Origin of the sequence: Halobellus salinus (assembly GCF_014646875.1) — an archaeon.
Classification (GTDB): Archaea; Halobacteriota; Halobacteria; order Halobacteriales; family Haloferacaceae; genus Haloquadratum; species Haloquadratum salinum.
In genome coordinates this window covers 66,696-89,217 of the sequence record NZ_BMOC01000015.1, presented here as the reverse complement: position 1 = coordinate 89,217, position 22,522 = coordinate 66,696, and the positions used below count along the sequence as shown (strand labels likewise).

General features: G+C 66.2%; 19 protein-coding genes. 6 read left to right on the top strand and 13 right to left on the bottom strand.

All coding sequences use genetic code 11. The annotated features are described in order from the left end of the window. Window positions 1-138: 138 nt before the first annotated feature. Together IEX72_RS11790 and IEX72_RS11785 are read left to right on the top strand one after the other, a co-directional pair. Entirely contained in the window at window positions 139-2,022 is a 1,884-nt protein-coding gene (locus IEX72_RS11790; protein ID WP_188787595.1) for a helicase C-terminal domain-containing protein, read from the top strand. Window positions 2,023-2,079: 57 nt separating this feature from the next. After that, a complete protein-coding gene (locus tag IEX72_RS11785) occupies window positions 2,080-3,069 on the top strand; it encodes a DUF5784 family protein (protein WP_188787593.1) in 990 nt (329 codons plus the stop codon). A gap of 36 nt (window positions 3,070-3,105) precedes the next feature. Here IEX72_RS11785 and IEX72_RS11780 read toward each other — a convergent pair whose 3' ends face one another. Beyond that, window positions 3,106-3,390, bottom strand: a complete 285-nt coding sequence (locus IEX72_RS11780; RefSeq protein ID WP_188787591.1) for a DUF5789 family protein — start codon at window positions 3,388-3,390, stop codon at window positions 3,106-3,108. Between the two features lie 156 nt (window positions 3,391-3,546). On the opposite strand from IEX72_RS11780, the gene IEX72_RS11775 reads away from it, so the two are divergent. Both IEX72_RS11775 and IEX72_RS11770 read left to right on the top strand, forming a co-directional pair. Continuing rightward, on the top strand, window positions 3,547-4,374 hold the full coding sequence (locus tag IEX72_RS11775) for a PHP domain-containing protein (RefSeq protein ID WP_188787589.1): 828 nt from the start codon (window positions 3,547-3,549) through the stop codon (window positions 4,372-4,374). Window positions 4,375-4,438: 64 nt separating this feature from the next. Further along, entirely contained in the window at window positions 4,439-4,603 is a 165-nt protein-coding gene (locus tag IEX72_RS11770; RefSeq protein ID WP_188787587.1) for a DUF6757 family protein, read from the top strand. Window positions 4,604-4,928: 325 nt separating this feature from the next. On the opposite strand, the gene thsA is transcribed toward IEX72_RS11770, so the two are convergent. From thsA to eif1A, 4 genes are all read right to left on the bottom strand, one after another. Continuing rightward, window positions 4,929-6,584, bottom strand: coding sequence for a thermosome subunit alpha (gene thsA / locus IEX72_RS11765; protein WP_188787602.1), 1,656 nt, complete (start codon window positions 6,582-6,584; stop codon window positions 4,929-4,931). Window positions 6,585-7,102: 518 nt separating this feature from the next. Further along, entirely contained in the window at window positions 7,103-7,645 is a 543-nt protein-coding gene (locus IEX72_RS11760) for a KH domain-containing protein (protein WP_188787585.1), read from the bottom strand. Window positions 7,646-7,719: 74 nt separating this feature from the next. Next, window positions 7,720-8,619 carry a serine/threonine-protein kinase Rio1 gene (gene rio1 / locus IEX72_RS11755; RefSeq protein ID WP_188787583.1) on the bottom strand — a complete coding sequence of 300 codons (900 nt, stop codon included), beginning with the start codon at window positions 8,617-8,619 and terminating at the stop codon, window positions 7,720-7,722. Then, the gene (gene eif1A, locus IEX72_RS11750) at window positions 8,616-8,906 is read right to left on the bottom strand and encodes a translation initiation factor eIF-1A (RefSeq protein WP_188787581.1); all 291 of its coding nucleotides are present in this window, start codon (window positions 8,904-8,906) and stop codon (window positions 8,616-8,618) included. The genes rio1 and eif1A overlap by 4 nt, the downstream gene beginning before the upstream one ends. Before the next feature lie 155 nt (window positions 8,907-9,061). Between eif1A and IEX72_RS11745 the strand changes: the two genes are divergently transcribed. Beyond that, the gene (locus IEX72_RS11745; RefSeq protein ID WP_188787580.1) at window positions 9,062-10,369 is read left to right on the top strand and encodes an amidohydrolase; all 1,308 of its coding nucleotides are present in this window, start codon (window positions 9,062-9,064) and stop codon (window positions 10,367-10,369) included. A 56-nt stretch (window positions 10,370-10,425) separates the two neighbouring features. On the opposite strand, the gene IEX72_RS11740 is transcribed toward IEX72_RS11745, so the two are convergent. Genes IEX72_RS11740 through IEX72_RS11715 form a run of 6 tightly spaced genes read right to left on the bottom strand, consistent with a single transcriptional unit; the run spans window position 10,426 to window position 19,773 of the window. Then, complete coding sequence (locus tag IEX72_RS11740) at window positions 10,426-11,094, bottom strand: MinD/ParA family ATP-binding protein (RefSeq protein ID WP_188787579.1); 669 nt, start codon at window positions 11,092-11,094, stop codon at window positions 10,426-10,428. Then, window positions 11,091-11,999, bottom strand: coding sequence for a DUF7857 domain-containing protein (locus IEX72_RS11735; RefSeq protein WP_188787578.1), 909 nt, complete (start codon window positions 11,997-11,999; stop codon window positions 11,091-11,093). The genes IEX72_RS11740 and IEX72_RS11735 overlap by 4 nt, the downstream gene beginning before the upstream one ends. Before the next feature lie 30 nt (window positions 12,000-12,029). Next, entirely contained in the window at window positions 12,030-12,959 is a 930-nt protein-coding gene (locus IEX72_RS11730; RefSeq protein ID WP_188787577.1) for a DUF7856 family protein, read from the bottom strand. Beyond that, the gene (locus IEX72_RS11725) at window positions 12,956-13,294 is read right to left on the bottom strand and encodes a DUF7855 family protein (protein ID WP_188787576.1); all 339 of its coding nucleotides are present in this window, start codon (window positions 13,292-13,294) and stop codon (window positions 12,956-12,958) included. Before IEX72_RS11725 ends, IEX72_RS11730 begins: the two co-directional genes overlap by 4 nt. 37 nt (window positions 13,295-13,331) lie before the next feature. Continuing rightward, window positions 13,332-13,616, bottom strand: coding sequence for a DUF7854 family protein (locus IEX72_RS11720; RefSeq protein ID WP_188787575.1), 285 nt, complete (start codon window positions 13,614-13,616; stop codon window positions 13,332-13,334). Window position 13,617: 1 nt separating this feature from the next. Then, window positions 13,618-19,773 carry an LAGLIDADG family homing endonuclease gene (locus IEX72_RS11715; RefSeq protein ID WP_188787574.1) on the bottom strand — a complete coding sequence of 2,052 codons (6,156 nt, stop codon included), beginning with the start codon at window positions 19,771-19,773 and terminating at the stop codon, window positions 13,618-13,620. 98 nt (window positions 19,774-19,871) lie between these two features. Here IEX72_RS11715 and IEX72_RS11710 point away from each other — a divergent pair, with 98 nt between their 5' ends. Then, window positions 19,872-20,831: a sugar phosphate nucleotidyltransferase gene (locus tag IEX72_RS11710; RefSeq protein ID WP_188787573.1), complete on the top strand. Its 960-nt coding sequence runs from the start codon at window positions 19,872-19,874 to the stop codon at window positions 20,829-20,831. Window positions 20,832-20,858: 27 nt separating this feature from the next. Here the strand turns inward: IEX72_RS11710 and IEX72_RS11705 are convergent, their stop codons facing one another. Both IEX72_RS11705 and IEX72_RS11700 read right to left on the bottom strand, forming a co-directional pair. Next, window positions 20,859-21,590 (bottom strand): diphthine--ammonia ligase, encoded by a 732-nt coding sequence (locus IEX72_RS11705; protein ID WP_188787572.1) that lies wholly within the window; start codon window positions 21,588-21,590, stop codon window positions 20,859-20,861. Window positions 21,591-21,772: 182 nt separating this feature from the next. Further along, on the bottom strand, window positions 21,773-22,477 hold the full coding sequence (locus tag IEX72_RS11700) for an HD domain-containing protein (protein WP_188787571.1): 705 nt from the start codon (window positions 22,475-22,477) through the stop codon (window positions 21,773-21,775). Window positions 22,478-22,522 lie beyond the last annotated feature (45 nt).

Genomic DNA, 22,522 nt, shown 5'->3' with positions numbered 1-22,522 from the left:
GTTTGTGCCGTGGAGTGTCGGATTCACGCCCGCGGTGAACGGCGGGACTCTCTCCTTGATTCAGGTAGGGCGACCGGGATCCTCTGGTCGCCGCCCACCGTCTGAAGGTTTTTTATCCGGGAACGGCGGAGACACAGTGTGGACCCGGACCTGATCCCCGAGTCGTTTCCCGCCCCCGAGTTCCGCGGCGCCCAGAGACGGGCGCTGTCGGACATCCGTGACGCCTTCGCCGCGGGCAACGACATCGTGCTCGTGCGCGCGCCGACGGGCTCCGGGAAGTCTCTCCTCGCGCGGGCGGTCGCGGGCGCAGCGGCGACGACCGACGACGTCGCGCCCGCCGACGCGACCGCGGCGTACTACACCACACCGCAGGTCTCCCAGCTTGACGACGTCGCCGCGGACCCGTTGCTTGACGACTTCAACGTGATCCGGGGAAAGTCCAACTACACCTGCATCCTGAACGGCGAGACCGACACGCCGGTCGACCGCGCCCCCTGCGCCCGCCAGGCGGGCTTCGACTGCTCGGTCCGCCACCGGTGTCCGTACTTCTCGGACCGATCGATCGCGTCGAACCGCGCGATCGCGGCGATGACGCTGGCGTACTTCATGCAGACCGCAGGGTCGGAGGTGTTCCGGAAGCGCGACGTCGTGGTGATCGACGAGGCACACGGGCTCGCCGAGTGGGCGGAGATGTACGCGACCGTCGAACTGAAGCCACGAACGGTCCCGGTGTGGGACGACGTTGGGGTTCCGGACGTGACGACCACCGCCGACACCGTTGAGCGCACGATACGGTTCGCGGAGACGCTGGAAGGCGTCTGCAAGCGTGCGAGCGACGACCTGACCGGGAGGCCCGAACTGACGCCCGAGGAGGCCGCCCGCCGCGACCGGCTCCAGGAGCTCCGCTCGGAGCTCACCTGGTTCGTCTCCGACGCCCGCGACCCCGAGAGCCCGACCACGTGGGTCGTCGACCAGCCCGACGGCGAGGGTGGCCCGATCACCATCAAGCCGCTGGATCCCGCGCGATATCTCCACCACACCGTGTGGGACCGCGGCAACAAGTTCGCGCTGCTGTCGGCGACGATTCTGAACAAGGCGGCGTTCTGCCGCGGTGTCGGTCTCGATCCCTCGAACGTCGCCCTCGTCGACGTCGAACACACCTTTCCCGTCGAGAACCGGCCGCTGTACGACGTGACGCGCGGGAAAATGACCTACGAGGAACGCGAGGAGACGCTTCCGAAGGTGGCGAAGGCGCTGGTGCGGATCGCCGCCGCCCACCCCGACGAGAAGGGGCTCGTCCACTGTCACTCCTACGCGATCCAGTCGGAACTCCGGACGCGACTCGCCCGGTTCGGGCTGGGGGGTCGCGTCCGCGCTCACGACCGCCAGAGCCGCGACGCCGCCCTGGAGTCGTGGAAAGCCACCGACGACCCCGACGTCTTCCTGTCGGTGAAGATGGAGGAGGCGTTGGATCTGGCGGGCGACCTGTGCCGGTGGCAGGTGGTCTGCAAGGCGCCGTATCAGAACACCAACGACTCGCGGGTCGCCCGCCGGCTCGAGGAGGGCCAGTGGTCGTGGTACCGCCGGACCGCGCTCCGGACCGTGATCCAAGCGTGCGGCCGGGTGGTCCGCGCGCCCGACGACTACGGCGCGACCTACCTCGCGGACTCGTCGCTTGTGGACCTGTTCGACCGGACCCGCGGGGAGATGCCGGCGTGGTTCCGCGACCAGGTCGACCGGCTGTCGGTACCGGACCTCCCCGACTTCGAGGCAGCCGCCGACGCGGCGGCGTCGTCGCGGCCGGGTCGGAGCCGTGGCTCTCCGGGGTCGACATCCCGGACCGGGCGCGGCTCGGGCGGAAGCGGGCGTCGCGCCGGAAGCGCCGGCCGGAGCGGCCGCGCGGCCGACGGGGACGAGTCCGATGGCGCCTCCGACCGGGGCGGCTCCGGCAGCACCTCCGACGGGGACGGTTCCGACGCCACCTCCGACCACCCGCTGTCGGACGTGTGGGGCGACGGGTAGCGGACGGGAGTCGATCGGAGCCGACAGTATAAACCGCAGGGTGCGCTACAATCGCGTGTGGCACGCCCACTACGTTTCCGACACGCCCCCGGCCGCTGGACCGAAGACCGGGTGGTCGGGCAGGTTTACCGCGATCTCGACCGGAATCTCGGCGCGACCCGTCGCCAGCCGTGGTTCCGACCTCCCGACCGGTACGCGGGCGAGCGCTTCGAGATGGACAACGGCGACACCGCGCTGTTCGTGTGGAACGACACCGAGGCCTACTGGATGGGCAACACCGAAACGCCGGAGGCGCTCTGGCGGACCGAAAAGTACAGTTTCGACAGTGTCCCGGACGACGTCTCGCGGTGGGCGACCCGCGAACTCACCGCCGAACTTCACGAGGAGAGCCCGTGGCTCAAGCCCTACCCGCACCTGTCGTGGTTCTTCCTCCCCGTATTCCTCTCGAAGGACGGCCGGGAGGCGACGCGGGCGTTCTTCTTCGATCACGCCGCCGGGTTCCCCGACGCGACCCGCGAAGAGGCCTTAGAGTTCTACGAGTCGTTCCTCCGGACCCGGGCGCTGGACGACTGGCGGGAGGTGATGGCGGGGAAGCTCGGGACCTCGGAACACCTCGACCTCACCCGGATGACCGCGGCGATGGGTGAGTTCAACGCGGGCCACCTTCTGGTCGAGGCGGGCTACGACATCGAGCCCGAGATCGAGGTGTCGACCGGTCACGCCATCGACTACCGCGCGGAGATGGGCGGGGACGCGGTACTGGTGGAGGTGACCAGACCGACACCGGTGGGGAAACGGCGCGCGGGGACCCCGGTTGCGGCGGTTCGTGACACCGCAGAGACGAAATCTGACGGCCAACTGGAGGCCCACGGCGGCGGTGTCACCCTGTTTGTCGACTGCTCGTCGTTCCCGGACGACGAGTGGCAATCAGTGCTCGGAGAGCGGCCGGAGGTCCACCACCGACCGGCGGTCGTGTTTCGGCTCCGCCCCTCCGGCCGGGTCGAGGGGTACACAAACGGGTCGGTCACCCTTGATATCGGGGTGTGAGTCGACCAGTTCCGAGACGCTGAACAGCGCCGCGTTTCAGAACGAGACCTGGTCGGGACCGTCTTCACCCATCGCGTAGGCGTCCCGGTCGCTGTAGTACCGCCGGCCGATGGCCTCGTGGCCGACCCCACACAGGATCGCCGAGTGCGCGTCGACGGCATTGGTGAACGTTTCGGCGCCCGCACGCTCGAGTACGTCTCCGAGGCGTGCAGTCCCGTTGGGGAGTTCGATTGTCCGATCGCCGTACGCCTTGGTGAGTTCCTCGGTTGTCGCCGGGAACTCGTGGGCATGCATGAGGTCACCGGTTCGGTTCAAGCGCATTACACCTGTCCGTAGTGACCGGAGGTTCTTAATGGTTTTCCATTACAGTATGGGGTGGCCTACCAATACCTAATCCGACCTTAGTTGTCATAATATGGGTTGCGGATCCACCGGGCAGCCCAAAGGATTTACTCCACAGCACCCCACATCCGTTCAGTGACTCACGACGTTCCCGGGTGCGACGACGACCGGCCCGCGGCGGACCTCCACGTCCACACCACCGCCTCCGACGGCACGCTGACCGTGCCGGAACTCCCCAGCGTGGCCCGCGCGAGCGGGCTCGACACCGTTGCAGTCACGGATCACGATCGGATCCACCCGGAACTCAACGCGCCCGTCCAGGAGATCGACGGGGTGACTGTGATCCGGGGGATCGAACTTAGGGTCGACGCCGGCCCCCAGCGCCTCGATCTCCTGGGGTATGGAGTCTCCGAAACCGATACACTCGTGGCGGTGACCGGCCGGATCCAACGGAATCGCAAGCGCCGCGCCGCGGAGATGGTCGATCGGGTGGAAGACCACGTCGGTGTCGAGGTCGCAGTTGAGGTCAGCGAGGGGATCGGCCGCCCCACGATCGCCCGCGCGATCGCCGACAGCGACGCGCCGTACGACTACAGCGGCGCCTTCGAACACCTGATCGGCTCCGACGGCCCCTGCTACGTCGAGCGGGAGATCCCCACGTTCGCCGAGGGCGCCGACGCGCTCCGGGAAGCGTGTGCGGTGGTCGGGTTGGCACACCCGTTCCGATACCCCGACACCGAGGCGGCGCTCGACTGTGCCCGCGGTCTCGACGCTGTCGAGCGGTACTACTCCTACAGCGGGGCGGCCGCAGAACGCGAAGACACAGGGCGCGTCGACGAGGTGGCCGCCGAGGCGGACCTCCACCGGACCGGCGGCTCCGACGCGCACAATCGGACGCTCGGCGTTGCCGGCCCGCCCGCGCCGGCGTTCAATCCCTTCGCCGACCGGCTGAACCTGGTCTGACTCTGTTTTCGACGGCGATAACCGGGGGCGTGGACTTAAACCGCAGTGGGACCCAAAAGAACGTATGCAGTGCCACTACTGCGATCGGGACGCCGCCTACGCCGCCGAGAAAGACGGACTCAAGGTGGGGCTCTGCGAGCGGCACTTCCGGACGCAGGTCGAGTCGCTGGCGGACTCCGAAGAACTGGCCGCGATCAGAGAACAGATCGACATCGACCGGACCGAGTAGCCGTTTTGTTCTGCGGCTACTGTCTGCCGAGCGGGTGCCCGCAGCCGGAACACATGTGACCGATTATAACTCCCGGTGGTACGTCGAGTCGCCCACTTCGGGGCGCTTCGGCGGCGGGCATCGCAGACGCTTCGGCGGTCGTGGAGGGCTGATCGGCCTCGTCGTACGGGGCTTCGGCTGTTCGGTTCGCGAAAGAAAATCGGGTCGTGCGTTCGGCGAGCGGTTCGGGCTACGGTCGTAGGGGGTGAGGCGTTCGTGACCGACGCTTACACCGGCTGCGTCAGGCGACGCCTGAGGGCCTATGGAAAACAGTCTCCGACTGCTTTCACATAGCGCCGCCCATGCCACCCATACCGCCCATACCGCCCATGCCGCCGCCCATACCGCCGCCGGGGGCGCCACCCTCGTCGCCGCCGTCGTCGCTGCCGCCACCCTTGAGGTCACCGGCAGCGATGACGTCGTCGATGCGGAGGATCATCACGGCCGCCTCGGTGGCGGACTCGATAGCCTGCGTCTTGACGCGGAGGGGTTCGACGACGCCGTCGTCCTCCATATTCACGATCTCGCCGGTGTAGGCGTCGAGGCCGGCGGCGAAGTCGCCGTCGGCGTGCTCCTTGCGGAGGTTGACGAGCGACTCGATGGGATCGAGGCCGGCGTTCTCCGCGAGCGTGCGCGGGATGACGTCGAGTGCCTCGGTGAACGCCTCGATGGCGAGTTGCTCGCGGCCGCCGACGGAGCTTGCGAACTCGCCGAGCTTCATGGAGAGTTCGGTCTCGCTCGCGCCGCCGCCGGGCATAACGCGGCCATCCTCCAGCGTCGTCCGGACGACACCCAGGGAGTCGTCGATCGCGCGTTCGAGCTCGTCAACGACGTGCTCGGTCCCACCGCGGAGAATGAGCGTGACGGACTTTGCGTCCTCGACGTCCTCAACGAAAATGCGCTCGTCGCCGCCGATGTCCTTCTGGGCGACGGAGCCGGCGAAGCCGAGGTCGTCGGCCTCGATGTCGTCGAGCGAGCCGACGACGTTACCGCCGGTTGCGCGGGCGAGTCGCGTCAGGTCGGAGGACTTCGCGCGGCGAACCGCCAGAATGCCCTCCTTCGCGAGGTAGTGTTGGGCCATGTCGTCGATGCCGTCGCCGACAAAGACCACGTCGGTGCCGACGTCGACGAGCTGGTCGACCATCTCCTTGAGCTGTTTCTCCTCTTGATCGAGGAACTGCTGGAGCTGGTCGGGGTCGGTGACGTTGACCTCGGCGTCGATCTCGGTTTCGCGGACTTCCAGCGCGCCGTCGAACAGCGCGACGTTGGCGTCCTCGACACCGAAGGGCATGTTCTCGTGGACGCGCTCTTTGTCCACGATGACGCCCTCGACGAGCTCGGAGTTGTCGATCGAGCCGCCGACGACCTTCTCGACGGAGACGTTGTCGATGTCGATGCCGTCGTCGTCGGCGACCGCCAGCACGGCGTCGACGACGAGTTCGGCGAGCAGGTCCTTCGAGGATTCCGCGCCCTTGCCGGTCATCGCCGTCTCGGCGATCTTCCGGAGGGTCTCGGTGTCCTCTTCGGAGACCTCGATGGCGTTGTCTTCGAGGATCTCCTTGGCCTGCTCTGCGGCCTGGCGGTAGCCCTGCGCGATGGTGGTGGCGTGGACGTCCTGGTCGATGAGCTCCTCGGCCTGATCGAGGAGTTCACCGGCCACGACGACCGCGGTCGTGGTCCCGTCGGCGACCTCGTCTTCTTGGGTCTCGGAGACCTCGACGATCATGTTCGCCGCGGGGTGGTCGATGTCCATCTCGCCGAGGATGGTGACGCCGTCGTTGGTGACGACGACGGATCCACCGGAGTCGACGAGCATCTTGTCCATCCCTTTCGGACCGAGTGTGGTCCGTACGGATTCCGCGACCGCCTTGCCGGCGGAGATGTTCATCGACTGGGCGTCTTTACCCTGTGTACGCTGGGAGTCGTCGCCGAGAATGATCATCGGCTGTCCCTGTTGCATTCGCTGAGACATAATCACCCGTTGATTGTTTGTGATTCTATATAAGTGTGTCGTTTGCAGCCACGAAAACCACCGGACGTGCCCGATTAATCCGTGGTAACAATACACAAACCAGACGGTTTATACGTTATATTTGCGCCGGTGGCCGGCTCCCCCGGCGAGGAGGATGTCACTCGTCTCTCGATTCCACGTGCTGATCGCTCGGGGGTCCCCAGTACGTCGTGTGGAGTACGACCATCCGTTCGGCGGCTCCGGTCGGCGGTCGGTCCAGTTTCTCGCTTCGGCGAGCCTTTTCAGAATCCGCTCGCGAGTTTTGCTTTCGAGTTCTGCCACCTGTTCGCCCGCTTACGACGTGATCTAACCTCGGTCATACGCCCTACCCGTCGAGGGCGACGTCGTACTTGCCCGCGACATCTTCGAGGGAGTGAGCGTCGCCGTTCTCCAGTTGCTCGCGGCTCGCCTCAAGGGCTGTGCGGGTCTCCTGTTCCGGCCTCGCCCGGCTATCCGGACTGCCGAACGTCGAACCCTTGTGTGAGTTCGTTGTGTTTCCGCTCGAGGAAGGAGTAGACCGCGCCGTGGGGGGCGCCGTCAAGAATCATACCGACCGCGCGCCGGACCGCGCTGACTTCTTCAGGCTGCCCGATGGCACCGAGGGTCGACCCTTTGATCACGACCTCCGCGCCCGTGAGTTCCTCCATCAACTCGCGGGTGCGGCCGTCCTCGCCGATCAGCCGCCCCTTCTGTCGTCGGAGGTCGTTTTTGTTCCGAGTGTGTGAGTCGAGATCCACTAGCTCGAACGTCCGAAGCTCGTCGTCGAGGATCGATAGCGCCGACTCGGGGGTGAACCCCCGTCCGATCGCCCGCACGATGTCGGGTGCGAGCATCCCGCTCACGGGGTCGCCGACCTGGTCGATCGCGACCGCACCGGACCCGGAGTCGATGTCGAGTCGGACCTCCGCCCGCTGCTCGATCTCCCGCATCGTCTCCCCGCCCTCGCCGATGAGGACACCGATGCGATCCTGCGGAACCTTCACGTGTTGCATACACCGAACTACCCAGTGAGTGGAGTTAAGAACTTTGTTGCGGTGCGCGGGTGGAGTCGACACCGCCCGCAGTCTCAGGCGTCCGGACCGTCGGGCGTCCCGCCCGGTTCGGGCTCGACCACCGTCACGAACTCGTAGAGCTCCGAGTCGTCGGTGTCGATCCCTTGGCGGCCGAAGAACGCCGCAACGTTACGACAGTCCCGCCGGAGGAACTCCTCGGCGTTGGGGTGGTGGACCGTCACTGCCTGTCCCAGGTCGATTACAACGAGTTCGCCGTCGTGGATGATCATGTTGTACTCCGAGAGGTCGCCGTGGACGAGGCCGGCAGCGTGGAGCCGACGCATATACTCACGGACGACCTCGTAGGCGGTCTCGGGGTTCTCGACATCTACCTCCGCCAGCCGGCGGGCCCGCTCCTCCACTAGCCCGACGAGTTCCATCACGAGGACGTTGCGCTCGACCGCGATCGGTCTCGGGACGCGGACGCCCGCCTGCTCGGCGCGCCGGAGGTTCGCGAACTCCTTTTGAGTCCACGCCAGGACGACTTTCTTTTTGTCGCTACCGATTCCCTCGAACCGGGGGTCGCCCTCGAGGTACTCCCGCATCTGCTGGAAGTTCGACGCGTTGATCCGGTAGATCTTGATCGCGACGTCGCGGTCGACCCCGTCGTCGCTGGCGAGCGCCTCGTAGACGTTGGCCTCCTTGCCGGTCGAGATCGGCCCGCCGAAGGCGTCGACGTGGCCGTCCTGGACGAGTTTGTAGATGGCCGCAAAGGTCGCGTCGTCGAAGACCGACTGTTCGACTTTGAACTGGTCGGCGTCGGTCAGCCGCTCGCGAAACTGGCTGAACTCCCGATCCCGGCTCCGGGCGATCCGGTCGGCGTCGGTGTCGGAAACGTCGATCTCCTCCCACTCATCGCCGGGGGCGTTCGCTTCCTCGGGCGCTAAAAATCCGAACTCCTCGTCGTCCGTCACTGAATGTGCCCTTCCTCGCGGAGCTGGTCGGCTTCGGCCTTCTCGTACCGCCAGGTGATGTCACCCTTCTCGTCCTGCCAGTCCCAGGGCTCGACTAACACGACATCGTCCTCGCGGATCCAGATGCGCTTCTGCATCCGGCCGGGGATCCGGGCGGTGCGCTCGACGCTATCGGCACACCGGACCGTCACGCGGTTGGCGCCGAGCATCTCCGTGACGACCGCGAACACCTCGTCGTCCTCGGGCAGCCGGAGGTCACGTCGCGCCTCGTTTCCCTCATCGCTCATACGCGGGCGTTCGTCGCCGGCCGGTTTAAGTTCTGCGAGAGTTGTCGTGATCGACGCTTCGGGGCGGCTCCACGTCGTTGCCGGCGCGGACCCACCGCGCGATGACGGCCGTTCCGACCCGGAGGAATCATACCCCTGCCGTCGGTACCGCGATCATGGCTTCCGACACCCTTCTGGTCGCGGGCGGACAGGTCCTACACCCGGATTTGCGGGTGACTGACGCCGACGTGCTCGTCGACCGCGACGCCGGCCGGATCGAGGCGGTCGGCCCTGACCTCTCGGCCGACCGCGACTTCGACGCGTCGCTCGACGCGACCGACTCCCTGGTGCTTCCCGGGCTGGTCAACGCCCACACCCACGTCGCGATGGCACTGCTCCGTGGGTACGCCGACGACAAGCCGCTCGAGACGTGGCTTCGCGAGGACATCTGGCCGGTGGAGGCGGAGCTCACCGCCGGGGACGTCCGCGCCGGCGCGGAGCTCGGGATCCTGGAGATGATCCGCTCGGGCACCACCGCGTTCGCAGATATGTATTTCCACATCCCAGAGGTCGTCGCGGCGGTCAGGGCCGCGGGGGTCCGTGCGCGGGTCGGCCACGCCGCCGTCACCGTCGGAAAGGACGACGCGGCCGCCCGCGCCGATGTCGAGGAGAGCATCGCCGTCGCCCGTGAGTTCGATGGCGCCGCCGACGGTCGGGTCCGGACCGCGGTGATGCCGCACTCGCTGACAACCGTCTCGGAGCCGTTACTACGGGAGGCGGCCGCGGCGGCGCGCGACAACGGGATCCCGGTGCATTTCCACGCCAACGAAACCGAAGACGAAGTCGATCCCATTGTCGAAGAACGGTCGGTGCGGCCGCTCTCGTACGCCGACGACGCCGGGCTTCTCGCCCCGGACGATTTCCTCGCCCACGCCGTCCACATCGACGAAGCCGAAATCGACCGGCTGGCGGCGACCGGGGCCGCGGTCGTCCACTGCCCGGCGTCGAACATGAAACTCGCCTCCGGGATCGCACCCGTCCAAGAACTGCTCGACGCCGGCGTGACGGTGGCGCTCGGCACCGACGGCGCGGCCTCCAACAACGACCTCGACCTCTTCGACGAACTCCGTGACGCCGCGATGGTCGGAAAACTCGCTGCCGACGACGCCGCGGCGGTCCCCGCGGCGGCGGCGGTCGAGATGGCGACACAGCGCGGTGCGGAGGCAGTGTCGCTACCGGGCGGCCGGATCGAAGTCGGCGCGGCCGCGGACCTTGCGGTCGTCGACCTCGACTCGCCGCATCTCACGCCGCCGCACGATCTGGTGAGCCACCTCGCGTACGCCGCCAGCGGCTCCGATGTCCGTCACACTGTGTGCGACGGGCGAGTCCTGATGCGCGACCGCGAGGTACTGACGCTTGACGAGGAGCGAGTGGTCGAGACCGCCCGGGAGCGGGCGGCCGGTCTGATCTCGCGGGCAACGTAGCGCGGCGCTGCGGCTGTCCAAGCGCCCGCACGCGTCACGCTAGCGGCGCTGCGGGCTTACACCCGCTTCGCTCGGCGGACCGCGTCGGCGACCGTCCCGATCGCGTCGGCCGCTCGGGTCAACGGAGCGGTCCGGACGACGGGCCGGAACGCCTCCAGCGTCCGTGCCACGCGGGGGTCTGCGGGAACGACGACCGCGGGCGCCCCCAGCACCTCCTCAAATGCGGTTTCGGGCGCGCCGTCGACAGCGCGGTTTATGACGACCGCGACGAGGCCGGCGTCGAGTTCCCGGGCGAGTTCCCGCGACCTGACGGCGTCGGCGAGCGCATACTGTCGTGGGGACGCCACAACCACACACGCGTCCGCGATGGCGAGCGGGACGCCGGCGTCGGCCCGCAACCCCGCCGGGCAGTCGACGACAACGTCCCCGTACGCCCGTTCAACCCCACGGAGGACCGCATCGAGCGCCGTCACGTCGGCGGCGCGAGCCCCAGAGAGCGACCGACCACACGGGAGCAACCGGACCGGGCCACACGCCTCACGCACCGCCTCGATCGGCTCAGCGCGACCCGACAGCACGTCGTGGAGGTCGGGGCCAGGGCCGGTCGGGAGGTCCGCCATCCCCAGGTCGGCGTCGACGACGGTGGCGTCCAGCGCTGCACCGAGTTCGACCGACACCGTGGACTTTCCGACCCCGCCTTTGCCGCCGGTGACCGCGAGGATCACCGCCTCCCCCCGGAGTCGGAGTTGCTCGTCCCGTCCGTCCGGAGTGCCTCGGGTTCCCGGAGGCGCCGTGCCCCTGCCGACGTATCCCCGCCGGCCGCGGCGACGAGCGGCGAGACCACCGGTGCCGGTTCCGCCGTAGTCGCTCGCCCGAGGAGATCTTCGAGTCGGTACCGGACCGCGCGGAGCGCGGCGATGTCTCCGTCGAGGTCGTCGGGAAGGTCGGCGACGCCGTCAACGCCGCACCCCTCCAGTACGGCGGCCGCCTCGTCGGCGGTGGCGCCGGCGAGCCGTTCGGCGCGCTCGATCCGGGTTTCGGCCGCATCGAGCCACGCCACAACCGAATCCGGGACGTCGGAGAGATTCGAGTCGGTGCGTTCGTCGGGGCAACGGGCCCGGCGGTCGGCCACCGGAGCGTCAGGGTTGACGGTCGGAGGCGTGGGGACCGCATCCGCCGGTGGGGTCGCCCGCCCGAGCGACCGAACCGCGTCGCTGACGCGGTCGGTCGTCCGCGGTTCGTCCGCGTCTGCGGGGCCGAGAACGTCGAGTGAGACCGGGCCAACACCACGGTCCGGGTCCGAACGCAGACCCGGATCGGCGGGCGCCGCTTCGGCCGCATCGCCGTCTGCGGTCGGACACGCGTACCCGATCCCGACCCGCGAGTCCGCGGGAACCGTCCCCGAGAAGCCGTCCTCGTCCCAGCCAACCGCCGGAACACCCTCCTGGCGTGGCGGGAGCACGGGGCCGTCAAGATCGTTCTCGACGCGGACGCGGACCGCGACGGCGGTGTCGTTACGCAGGGTTACCGCGACGAGCACGCCGCCGGCCGTGGCGGTCGTGGTGACGTCGGCCCGCACCGGCCGTGCGTCCGTGCTGCCGGTCGACGCGTCGGGTGAGTCGGGTGCCACACGGCGGATGGCCGCGGTTCCGTATATAAATTATCGCACCACGGTGTCGCCGCACCCGATCACCAGCGGCGCGTTGAGTCGCGTGGCCGTCGCGTCGGGACCGCCGAGCGCGGTGGCGACCTCAGGGTCGACGATCACGGGGGCACAGAGCGGCGCAATCGCGGCGATCGCGAGGGCGTCGCAGAGGGTGGCGGTGGCGGTGACACCGCCGTCCAGCGCCCCGGAGCGCCCGTTGAGCGCCGACTCGACCCGGCTGCGCGCGTCGTGGAACGCCGGCTCGACGGCGTCGGCGCGCGTCGCTCTGCGGGCGCGCCGGAGGTTTTCGGCTCGGTCTTCGAGCCGGAGCCGATTCTCTCGGGTGTCGCGGGCCTGCCGGGCGCGTTCTTCCAGGGCCGCCAGCCGCTGCGCCGCAGCGACCCGCTCTGTCGACGCCTCTGAGAGCTCCCGTGTCGCTTCCGACAGCGCCGCCTCCGCCTCGGCGACGCCGTCGTCTCGGCTTTCGGTCCCGTCGTCGCGGCGGGCCTCAACCCGGCCCCGGAGGGTCGCAACCCGCTCGCGTAGCCGCTCTGTTGCCGATCCGGCCGCCGCAGCACGGCGTCGCGCCGCCCGCAGGTCGGCGCTGTCGACCGTCGGGACCGACAGCTTCCGGAGCGACTGCTTGACGCCGCCGAGGTCGGTACAGTGGGGTGTATCGACGCCGCGTGCCGCCCCGACCGCAGCGAGGGCGGCGTGTCGATCCACAGTGATCCCGGGCGCGAGGTGGCAGACGTGGCGGTGCACCCGGGTCGGCAGCGGAGCGTGGACGGTCGGCCGGTCCGGTCGCGTCGGACAGCCGGTTCGAATCGCGTCACGGATCGCGGCCGGTGAGATGTCGGCGTCGGCGCCGCGGAGGTCGACGACCGGCCCCTCGAACGTGGACCCGTCCGGGAGCCGCACCAGGACCGCCGGAGCGTCGCTCACAGCTCGCTACCGCGCATGTCGTCCGCGTCGGGGTGGTCGGTCCCGGCCGCGAACCGGCCGTACGGGGTGTGTGGGGAGTCCCGGTGTGCGTAGTCAACGGCGGCCTCGCGGACAGCGTCGGGCGCGTCAGCGAACTCGTTGAACGGCTCGGTTCGCTCGAGTTGAACGTCGCCAGCGTGGCGTTCCCGGAGTCGGCACGCCAGGAACGCCCCGTACTCGGTCTCTCGGAGGAGCGCGGCACGCCCGAACCGACGGACGACGGTCTCCTCGTGGGATCGACACACGTTCCGCAGCGTTTCGCGCGCTCGGCGCGAGTAGGTCACCACAAGCAACACGACACGGAGCGGTCTCCGGCATCGTGTAAAAACCCACCTACACCGGCGAGACCTCGACGTCGAGCGCGGCCGGCTCCTCGTCAAGGAGGTCGGCGATCCGCTCGCGGGCCTCCGGGCGACTCTCGGCGACGACGACCAGCCCGTTGGCCCGTCCGGAGCCGGCCGCCCGGTACGCCCGCACTCCCTCCTCACCCTCGAAGTCAGTGGCGTAGCTGCGTAACACTCCGGCCACGCGCTGCTCTGTCGCTTCCAGGTCGGACTCGCCGTCCTCGAAGTCGCGGAGCGCCTCCTCGATGTTCCTGAGTGCGGAGATGCGGTCCATCCTATGTGGTCCGGAGGTAGTCGGTCCGCGGTTCGTACACCTCGCCTTTCCGACGGAGGTTCTCGATCTCCTGTTCGGCCTTCGACTCATCGAGGCCGAGGTCTTCGCCCGCCCGTGAAACCACCTCCGAGACGGGCGCGCCCTCGTCGTACTCGTCTTCGAGTTCTTCGATCAAGTGTTTGAGGTCTTTGATCCGATCACGCTGGTTCTTCGAGGTCCCCGTCTCGACGATGTCAGCGTCGAACTCACCCGTCTCGGGGTCCATCCCGATGTCGCGGAGGCAGGATTCGACGATCTCGGTGACGCGGACGGCGTCCTCGCGCTTGACCGTGTCCGACAGCCGAAGCCGGGCCGACGCCTCCGACAGCCGCACGAGCGCCTCGAGTTTCCGGGCGGTGACCGGCACCGGCGCGTCCTCGTCGGCGCCCTTCGCGCGGAAGTCGACGTAGAACTGTCGGATTACCTCCTTGGCCTCCTCAGTCATCGTCGGGTAGCACGTCCGTTTGGCGTACGCGATATACTTCCGGAGGAGTTCGGCCTCGATCTCGGGGGTCACCTCCGCCGTCACGCTGTCGATCTCCGACTCGGTGAACTCCGAGTTCGGCACGTTCGTCCGCTGGGTGTGGAGTTCGCCCGCGTAGTTCGTGTTGATGATGTGCTCTGCGAGTTTGGCGTCGGTCTCGGGATCCGGGGAGTCGGTGACGGTGAAGATCAGGTCGAACCGCGAGATCAGGGCGGGTTCGAGGTCGATCTGCTCGCCGATCGGCTCGTACTGGTCGAACCGCCCGTACTTGGGGTTGGCTGCACCGAGCAGCGAACACCGGGATTTGAGGGTGGCGTTGATTCCGGCCTTGGAGACGGAAATGGATTGCTGCTCTAGTGCTTCGTGCATCGCACTACGGTCCTCGGAGTTGTGGACGATCATCCCGTTGGCGACGAAATTGTGGGTTCCGTCAACGGTGAGGTCGTACACTTTCGGCTCCTGCCTACGGGTTTCGATCTCGCTCCGGAGTCTGGCTACCGTTGTGCGTACCGACCTGAGAAGGTCGAACGCCGTCTCCCGAATCGTTCCGAAGTTGTCGACGTCTACGCTTCCGGAGAACCACCGGGAAACAGTCGATCCAGCGACATCTAGTTCGGCTGCGAGCCGCTGGAAAGAAACCTCGTGTCGGTCGAGTTCATCGCGAAGCTCTCCCCACGTCGTTGCCGACAGATCCTTGTTCAGAAGTTCATCGGCCTGATCACACGCGTTCTCCGACGAACACCCGAGGAGATCCGCAAGTTTCCGTTCGAGTACCGGTATCCGAGTGTCCGAGGTCGCTGACGTCACTGGCTCGACGGACTCGACTTTTCTCCACCGGACGTCGCCGTCGATTAGTCCATTGAGTCTTTCGAGGTCGGTACCAGCAACACCGTCCAGAATCGTCTGGAGACGGTCAGCGATCGTGGTTCTGAGAGCATTTTCGTTCCCCCACAGTCTAGATATTTGCTGTTGAGAGTACAAAGAGCCTCGTGCAAGTTCCCGTTGACTGACGTGGTACTCGTCGCACAGGACCTCTAGCTGAGTCCATCCCGTCGAGTCGACGAGGCGTTCTCGGTCCTTTGAGGCCTGTCTTCGGCGTTCTTCGAACGAACGTCGGATCTTTTCGGCGCGGTGAAGCGACGGGTTCGCATCTCCGTTCTCGAAGTTACAGTACGTCGCGTCGTTAATTCCGCATTCGGACTGATATAATCGAAGTTGGTCCCGTAATCGTTCGAGCTGATCACCAAAGTCCGGGAGTACGTCGAGAAGCGCCCTGTCGCCAGTGGTGCGCCGAGTCGCTTCCTCCAGCGCCGACTGTTTCCTATCGAGTGTGAATCCGATATAGCTCTCGTACGCCGCGAGGGAGCTGTCGGAGGTGATGGCGAGAACGTAGAGATCCCGCTTCTCCGAACGGGAGCGGGTCTGAATCTGACTCTGGATCCCGAACTCCGAAAACAGCATTTTCGTTCCGAGCAACAACTCGTAGCTGCTTGAGTAGATCTTGACGGCTCGCTTACCGACAGTGGCTTCGGAGTCGGCGAGTGCACGGATGAACGCTGCCTTGGTTTTGCGACTACTGCGCGTAACCTCGCTGGGGACGCGTTTCCCTTCGTACGTTTCCAGGTTCAGTCCGGCTTCAAGCAGGTCGTCGACGTACACCTTTCCGTGAAGGCGGACGGTCCCAACCCCGTCTGCTCGCTGCTCACTCGGGTGTCGAACTGCCTCAGCGCCGTAGGCCGCGTCACAAACAGACTCGAAGTGGCGGAGCAGCTGCTCCTCGCTGTTTGTAAATCGGATTCCGTAGCTACCCTCTGAATCGTTGCTGTAAACATTACCGTCGCCAGCGATATAACCCAAAATGGCGCCTTTCGACGGTGAAAGGTCGGAATCAGAGTCATATGCTTGCCTATCTGTGTCATTTCGGGCTGCTGGTTCAGCTATTGCTCCTCCATCAGCTGCACGCTCCCGGACCGCTTCTGGAACGTATGCCCAATCGCCGGAATCGAGATCTTCGGCCGCCCGCTCTGTACGTTCACCATCCTCGAACACGAAGAACGGATGATCAGCGGTCGTTTTCACTGACTCGCCACTCTCCAGTGTTACTTGATAAACTTCCGTAGGAGCCTCGTACTCGTGGACTGCTGTAACGGGTCGTTGAACCAACGTTCCATCATCGGCGAGCGTCCAAACGTCTGGAGCGTCTCCACGGATCGTTCGCCCGTTCGAGAGCGATTCGATGGCCCCATCTTCGGCCGCCTGGTACGCCAGCTCTCGGATCGGCCGAATCCCATCGGCAGTATGAACGAGTGTATCGCCCGTGACACACCGCATCTTATCGAGTTCGTCCACAGCCGCGATCCCCTTGTCGGCGAGCACCAGCGCACCGGCCTCCAGCGTCCACTGCTGGCCGTCGCCGAAGTCGTCGCGAACGGCCGCAGCAGTATTGTGTGTGACCAATCCGTTTCCGAGGAAATTGTGCGTCCCGGGAACGGTCAGGTCGAAGACTTCCTTTTCACCGGTGTCGACCGTCTCGACGACTTCATCCCAGGTGAGATCCGCATCCGCGGCTTCCCTGAGTGCGGGCTGTACATCGCCGAGATCGAGCGAGTCGAGTATCTCGTGGGCGCGTGCACGTCCCGGGTTGTCGCCGCGGGTGACGTTCATATAATACTGGCCGCCGCCACCTCCGACTTCGGCGGTCGCCAGCGCGCCGCCGATCGGGATCGTCTCGTCGCGTCGATCCGTCGCACCGACTATCGTCGAAAGCGCAGCCTGTTTTTCACTGGACTCGAAGCCGACCACCTCCGCGTATCGATCGATATTACGCCCGTAGATCGCGAGGTGGTGCTGTACCGACTTGGATTCGATCGTGTATCCGCTAGCCACCGTTGTGGTGCCTCGACGATCGCGGACGCGGCGTCGGGACTCGATGCCGTACGTCTCGAAGACGAGCTGCACCTGCTCGGCGAGGGACTCGCTGATCGTGGAGAACTGGACGCTCGATCCACCGTTCGTCCGCGACGACACCGATCCGTCGGCGTCCATCAGACCACGGAGGAACGCGTCGGCGTGTTCCGCCGTCGTGAGTCGTGGGTCGAGTTCGAGCGAGTCCTTCGGCGATTCCATCCCGAGATTGGAGAAGAACCGCGCGATCGTCCCGCTGTGAAACCGGATACAGGGCACTCGATCCTCCTGTCGTTCGATCTCGACGCGTTTGTCAAAGACCGAATCGATGATCTTCGCGGCGCGTTCGAGCAGTGCCTCGTTACTGTTCGAGATCCGGACCAGCCCGCGGTTCCCATCACGGCGGTCAAGCGCGATGTCACCGTCGCCGAAGACGAGGCCGACGAGGTACAGCAGATCCTCGTCGAACTGTTGTGGAATTCGGATGTCGTCGCCGTGTGCGAGCATCGCGCGACGGACAGTGACATCGCCGTGGCTCGCACCGACCGCATCGAGGATCCGATCGAGCTTTTCGATCGGAATGTAGCGGTTGGACAGCGTATCGTATATGAAATCCTCCGGGAAATTCAGGGCTGCCGCCGCGTCACGAAGCGTCCCGTACGTCTCGGTTAGTTGCTCGCGGAGGAACTCTATCGACTCGTCGGTAAGTCGGAGTTTCTCCTCCGTGTAGTCTATGAACTCGTCGGTCGGAACGGCGGAGCGATCGATGCCGTCGTACTTCGGTGCAGCGACGTAGTCACCCGCACTAACCTCCCGGACAGGTTTCCACTCGATACCGTCCTCACCACAGGTCAGTACGGGCGTGTTCGCCGACGCTTCCAGCGTCTTCCCCCGTCCAGTCTCGATGCGCCGGCAGGGCTTCTCCGGCATCCGCCACACGCGTGAACTCGTCGCCGCATCGACGGTTCCGTCCTCGCGGTCGAAGGTGTAGAGGCCCTGCTCGTACGCTGCCGGCGTCTCGGTCGATACCGGATCCGGGTGTCTTTGCATAGCGAGGTCACGGATCGGGACGAATCCCTCGGAGGTGTGTATCCGGGTGTCGCCGGTCACACAGAGTCCCGCCGACGAACTCCCCTTCCCGGAGGTGTACACGGATCGCGGGGCGATGTTTCGGATGTACTGGAGCATCGCGGAGTTGTGGGAGACGATCCCGTTCGTCAGGTACGAATGCGTTCCCGCGATTTCGAGGTCGTACACCCACTCGTCGTCCGGCTGATACGCCTCGATAGAGACGATCCGATCCGTGGAGACGCCGCCGTCGGTGGCGGCCTTCGTGGGGTCGGAGGTTGCGGCCTCGGGCCGCGTGCGCTGGATCGTAGACCCAGGTGCTGCGATCGACTGGCCTCTTTTTAATTTATCCGCAACAACCGCATCGAATCCTCCACCGTCAGCCACGAACAGCGGATGCGACGGCGTAGCTTCGATCTCCCGACCGCTTGCAGTCCGGATCCGGTACAGTTCGTCGGGCGCTTCGCGCTTCCAGACCTTCGTCGCCCGTTGTGTGGTAAGTGATCCGTCGGATTCCATCGACGGGACATCGAAATCAACAGTGTCCCACACCCCGTCGTCGACCGGTTTCGGATCGTCCAGATTTTCTTCGACCAATTCGCGGATTGGAACCTCCGATCCATCCGCGAGCGTTACCAGCGTGTCACCTGCAACGCACTTCCCCGTACCCGGATCCCCGATGAGAAGCATGTGCAGATCCCCCCGGATCCGCGACCCGTCGGGGAGGTGCTTCGTGACGCCCGAGAACAGCTGGAGGATCATGGCGAGCTTCTCCTCGCGGTAGCCGTAGATCGACGGCGCGACCGAGTCGACCATCATCTCGTGGATGTCGGACTCGTTCGAGAGGTCGACGATCTCGGCGACGTCCTCTTCGGTGATGTTCATGTCCTCGAACTCCTCGTCTTCGATCTCGACCGCGACGCCGTCCATATACAGGTCAAAGATTGGCGTTTTCTCGTTGTTCGAGGTCTGCTGTTCGATGTGGAGCACGCCGGTGAGGGTGACGTGGTCGCCGGCAGTGACCCGCCCGGTCACGTCGTCTTCGAGGTCGACGTCGATGTTCTGCGGCGTCTCGCCACCGCGGAGTCCCTCCGGGCTCTCCTGGACGCGGACCTTCTGGGCGTCCACGAACTCCGATTGATCGAAGTCGACGTGGAACGGCCCCTGGCGTTCACACCCCTGGCACTCGTGTGGCTCCTGGAACCCGCTGTCGCTCTGCGGGATGTAGGTCATCGTCCCGCACCGCTGGCACTCGAAGGCGGCCTCGGTGATCTTCGGCCGGACGTCGGTGGCCTTCCGGACGATCCCCTGGACCGCGATCATCCGGCCGATGTGGTCGTCGTGAACACGGATGTTCCGGATGTCGACCGTCTCGGGGAGGTTCGTGAGCCGGACGTGGGCGCGGCCCAGCTTCACGTCCGCCGGGAGGTCGTACAGCCGGAGGGCTTCCTCGGCGTACTCCTGCATCTGGTCGGGCTTCGCCGCGTAGTCCTCCGCGAGCTCGATGTCGAACGTCGAGAGGTCGTCGTAGTCGACGTAGAGCGACCGCTGTTCGTTGGGGTAGTTCTGCGCGAGCGTCCCGATCTCGTTGCGGTAATACTTCCGGTAGAACTGAATGAAGCGGTCGGTGACGTCCGAGGGGTCCTGGGGGGCCTGCGCCATCGCACAGAGTTAGGGCGCCCCTCCGATAAGAATCTTCGCCAGCGGGTGAGCCCGCAACGTGGGAAACAAACTTGCCACTTCGGGTGGACGACGTAGGTATGAAAGCTGTTGTGCTCGCCGGTGGGTACGCGACCCGGATGTGGCCGATCACCAAGGACCGGCCAAAGATGTTCCTCCCGGTCGGCGAGGGGACTGTCGTCGATATCATTTTCGAGGATCTCGAGGCTGACCCCCGGGTCGATGAGGTGTTCGTGAGCACCAACGAACGGTTTGCCGGGGAGTTCGAGGCGTTCATCGACGACGCGCCATACGAGAAGCCGACGGTCTCCGTGGAGGAGACGGTGGCGGAAGACGAGAAGTTCGGCGTCGTCGGCGCCTTAGCGCAGCTCATCGACCGGGAGGGTGTCGACGACGACCTGGTCGTCGTCGCGGGCGACAACCTCCTCTCGTTCGACGTGAGCGAGTTCGTCGACTTCTTCCAGGAGGCGGCGACGCCGTGTCTGGCGGCCTACGACGTCGGGTCGAAGGAGCGAGCGAAGTCCTACGGACTCGTCCAACTGGACGGCGACCGCGTGACGGAGTTCGAAGAGAAGCCCGACAACCCCCAGAGCACGTTGGTGTCGATCGCGTGTTACGCGTTCCCCGCGGGGACGCTCCCGAAGTTCGACACCTACCTCTCGGACGGCAACAACCCCGACGAACCCGGGTGGTTTCTACAGTGGCTCCAGACGCGCGGCCCCGTCCACGCGTTCACCTTCGACGGCGCGTGGTTCGACATCGGCACTCCCGAGAGCTACCTCGACGCAGTGTCGTGGTATCTCGACGGGGACGCCGTCGTCCACGAGGACGCGACGGTCGAAGACTCCGACCTGGGCGCGAACGTCCACGTGATGGCTGACGTGGAGGTGGCCGGCTCCGAACTGGAACGGACGGTGGTGTTCGGCGGCGCAACGATCCGCGACGCGGACCTCGAAGGGACGATCATCGACGAGCACACCCGCGTCGACGGGATGGAGCTGTCTGAGTCGCTGGTGGGCGCGTACTCGCAGTTGGAGTGACAGAGACGGCGACCGGTCGGTGTGTCGTCACTCCGGGTCGCCGAGGCGTGCGTCGGTCACCCGCACGTGGCCGCGCGTGCCGTCCCACACCGTCTCGTACGCCAGTTCGATCGGGCGGTCCATGTGCGGCCCGTCGGTGACGAGGGTCTCGAACTCGCCGCCTTCGCCCAGAACGTGCACGCCGTGGGCCTCGTTCAATCCGGTCAACTCCGCGAGCGCGTCGGCGTCGAGCCGGCGGCCCAGCCACGACTCGTCGAGACCGCGGGCGGCGACCTGAACGATCCGGATCTCGAAGCCGGCGCCGAGCATCGCCTCGGCAAGTTCCCGCGGGTCGCGCTGCCACAGCGGCGCGAACAGGTCGATCCCAAGCCGGTCGCACATCCCCTGGATCCGGGAGGTCTGGAACTCGCTCTCGACCGCGCCGGCGGTGACACCCACCAAGCCGCCGTCGATGTCGGACCGGAGGTCGGTCAACGCGGCCTCAAGCGGTTCGAGTTCGCGGTCGCCCTGTGCGCCCGCGTCGTCGACGTCGGCCGCGTTGAGGTCGCCTGGATCAACCTCGACTATGTCGATTCCGATGCTCTCGGCGGCGAGCGCCGCGAGCCGTGTCTCGGGGACGTGGTACATGTACGACTCCTCGCCCGGGTGGACAGTCAGGAGGTGTGCGACGTCTAATCCCTCCTCGAGCGCCCGGTAGAGCGCCCACGAGGAGTCCTTCCCACCGGAAAAGAGCGCGACCCAACGGCCGGTGTCTGTCATTGCTGGAGGTACCCGGTGGGGCTACAAACCGCCACCGGTTCGTTGCGCGGGGCGCGGGCGACGGGTCGGGTGGCAGGTCAGGCGAGTCAGGCGGGCTATCGTCGTCAACTGCCGGTCATCGCCGGCCCCGTCTCCGGCGATGACCACCGATTCGGGATCACAGGCGTGTCGAAGCCGCCGTCTCAGTCCGACGATTCCCGGTGGAACTCGCCGGCGTGGTCCATTCCAGTGACCTCGGCCTCAAGCCACTCGCGGAACCACCGGACGCGTTTGAGCCGCTTGTGGACCATGGTTTCGGCGGTGTCGGATTCGACCCTGTTGGCGGCGTCGCGGCCGCGTTCGAGCACCCGTTCGATCATCTCCGCAGCATCCATGTGCGTCCGGGACTCATAGCCCATCCGGAGCAGCACGAGCGCCGTGCCGTTGGCGCCGACCTTATCGAGGATGTCAGCCTCGATGAGGCTCTGAGCCTCCAAGGAGACGTCCGCGAGCGGGCCCTGGTAGGAGTGGTCGGCGACGGTCTGACACACCTGTTCGATGAACGACGTGGGGAACTCGCCGTGACTGTTCAGGTACTCCCGGGCGACGCGGGCACCCTCCTCGGCGTGGACCTCCTGGTCAGCTTCGAGCTTCGAGATGTCGTGAAAGAGCGCAGCGACACGCACGGCGTCCATATCCGCACCTTCGCGCTCGGCGATCTCGACCGCGAGGTCGACGACATTCAGGATGTGGTTGAACCGGTACTCCGCGCTGTGCCAGGGGTACCACCGCATCCGCCCGCCGTCGTCTTCGCTCTCGACGCTTGCGGCGAGGTAGTCGCGGACGAACCGTTTCATTTGGTTGAACTCCGCGTCCGAGACGGTCGACTCCTTGATTTCAACGCCCACGGAACCACCTCCGTTCGGTGCCTGGGGGGCCGGCACGATCCGAGC